This is a genomic window from Microcystis sp. M49636_WE2 (genome assembly GCF_030065375.1).
GTDB classification, from domain to species: Bacteria; Cyanobacteriota; Cyanobacteriia; order Cyanobacteriales; family Microcystaceae; genus Microcystis; species Microcystis aeruginosa_C.
The window spans coordinates 1-2,724 of the sequence record NZ_JASJFG010000439.1 but is presented as its reverse complement, the minus strand read 5'-3'; the positions used below and the strand labels follow the sequence as shown (position 1 = coordinate 2,724).

2 protein-coding genes are annotated in these 2,724 nt (G+C 48.5%); both read left to right on the top strand.

Going from position 1 to position 2,724, the window contains the following annotated elements; translation table 11 throughout:
• Positions 1 to 571: DUF1997 domain-containing protein (locus PX484_RS10530; RefSeq protein WP_288103759.1), on the top strand; the 571-nt coding region annotated here is incomplete at its 5' end.
• Between the two features lie 151 nt (positions 572 to 722).
• A complete protein-coding gene (gene typA / locus PX484_RS10525; protein ID WP_002803668.1) occupies positions 723 to 2,516 on the top strand; it encodes a translational GTPase TypA in 1,794 nt (597 codons plus the stop codon).
• Positions 2,517 to 2,724: the final 208 nt, after the last annotated feature.

Below are 2,724 nucleotides of genomic sequence, written 5' to 3'. Positions count from 1 at the left end.
TCTGCGCGCTCACGAAGGTTGGTTTTGTCGTTGTGCCGAACCGATGAAAACTCTGCCCTTCGGTGACAATGGTTATATTATCACCATCGGTAAATATGGAGCTTTTGGCTATGAACTGGAGCCGAAAATCGCTGTGGTTCTGGAGCTGCCCGTCAATGGAGTCTATCATACTCGTAGTGTTCCCATTCCCGATCAACCGTTTTTGGGCTATCTAGTGGATTATCAGGCAATTATGAAACTAGAGGAAATGCCGCTATCTTCTCCTAGTCGGGAAATTGAGGCAATTTTTCGACAACAGGGACGGGATATTCCGGCGGTTATCACCCAAGTCACCTGGGAACTGCATATGAATGTTATGGTTAAGTTTCCCAAGTTTATTCATAAAATTCCCCGTCCCATTCTCCAAAAAACCGGTGATAAACTGTTGACACAAATTGTTCGCCAAGTTTCCCCCCGCTTAACCTACAAAGTTCAAGAGGATTTTCACTCTAGCTTCAATTTACCCCTACCCCCTGCCTCCAGTCGTCTTTTCTATCGTCTCGACTCATCCGAGGGTGGGTTGCTTGCTTAGGGTTTGGGGGGCCTGTCAACAGTAATCAGTAGAGCTTGCTGATGGGAAACCAAGGAAAAATAAAGATTTGCTAACGGTGCTGGTCAGTCTAAGCTAGAATTTTAAGAAATGTTTACTTGTAAAAATAAACCTAAGACTACTTCAATATTTTATGTCTCTGCCTATCCGTAACGTTGCTATCATTGCTCACGTTGACCACGGGAAAACCACCCTCGTCGATGCACTCCTCAAACAGTCGGGAATCTTTCGAGAAGGGGAAGATGTACCCACCTGCGTCATGGATTCCAATGACCTCGAAAGAGAACGCGGTATCACCATTCTGGCCAAAAACACCGCCGTTCGTTACCAAAACACCCTGATTAACATCGTCGATACTCCCGGTCACGCCGACTTTGGTGGCGAAGTGGAACGGGTTTTAGGTATGGTGGACGGTTGTATCCTGATTGTCGATGCTAACGAAGGGCCGATGCCCCAGACGCGTTTTGTGCTGAAAAAAGCCCTAGAAAAGGGATTAAGACCGATTGTCGTGGTTAATAAAATCGATCGCCCTAACGTGGATCCTAACCTAGCCGTGGACAAAGTTTTCGATCTGTTTGTGGAACTGGGCGCCGATGACGACCAATGTGATTTTACTACTCTGTTCGCTTCCGGGATGCAAGGATTCGCCAAAGAAAGCCTCGAAGACGAAGACAAAGATATGCAGCCCCTGTTTGAGGCGATTTTACACCACGTTCCACCACCGGCCGGGGACGTTAACAAACCCCTACAGCTGCAAGTAACCACCCTCGATTACTCGGAATACTTAGGACGCATCGTTATCGGCCGCATCCATAACGGCGTAATTAAAGCCGGTCAACAGGCTGCTTTAGTAAAGGATACGGGCGCGGTTGTCAAGGGTAAAATAACAAAACTTCTTGGTTTTGAAGGTCTTAAACGGGTGGAACTAAACGAGGCCAGCGCCGGTAATATCGTTGCTGTGGCTGGTTTTGCCGACGCTAACATCGGAGAAACCGTAACTTTAGCCGATGACCCGCAAGCTTTACCCCTAATTAAAGTCGATGAACCGACCCTACAAATGACCTTCTCGGTGAACGATTCTCCCTTTGCCGGTCAGGAAGGCACTTTTGTCACCTCGCGGCAAATTCGCGATCGTCTGATGCGAGAATTAGAAACTAACGTCGCCCTACGGGTGGAAGAAAGTGATTCCGCCGAGAAATTCCTGGTTTCGGGCCGGGGAGAACTGCATTTAGGCATTCTCATCGAAACCATGCGTCGGGAAGGCTACGAATTCCAAGTATCGCAGCCGCAGGTTATCTATCGGGAAATTAACGGTCAACCCTGCGAACCCTACGAATACCTCGTTTTAGATGTACCCGAAGAAGCGGTGGGTTCCAGTATCGAACGTCTCGGCCAACGGAAAGGGGAAATGCAGGATATGCAGACGGGCAGCAATGGCCGTACTCAATTGGAATTCGTGATTCCGGCCCGGGGTTTAATCGGTTTCCGGGGCGAATTTATCCGTCTGAGTCGCGGTGAGGGGATTATGAACCATAGTTTCCTCGAATATCGTCCTTTCTCCGGGGAATTAGCCACCCGTTACAATGGCGTGATTACTGCCTTTGAGGAAGGAGTGGCCACTTTCTACGCCCTCAAAAACGCCGAGGACCGGGGGGTATTCTTTATTACTCCTGGGACAAGAGTGTATAAAAACATGATTATCGGCGAAAGCAACCGGCCCCAGGACGTGGAGATCAATATCTGCAAAACTAAACAGTTAACTAACCATCGTTCCGCCACCGGGGATGAATTGGTTCAGTTACAATCCCCCGTGGATATGAGTCTCGAACGCGCCCTCGAATACATTGGACCAGATGAGTTGGTAGAAATTACCCCGAAATCGATCCGTCTGCGTAAATTACCGGTGAAAAAGTTAGCCAAACGTTAATCGGTTTTGACAAAATCCGGCGGCAATTTTGCCATGGCCATTGCCGCTAAAAGGGGCAGCAATGGCTCGAAGTTGACATCCTCGCCGCCCTAAAAGTGCGGCGATTCCTAAACCTCACGATTTAAGTTTCTGCTTCCACCACCGTCGCATACCACAGTTAAAAAACCATGTACTGTCTTACACAGAGTCCACAGACTTTCGCCCCATT

Coding starts and splice junctions, on each gene's coding strand:
- typA (WP_002803668.1), top strand. CDS start 723: ATGTCTCTGCCTATCCGTAACGTTGCTATCATTGCTCACGTTGACCAC.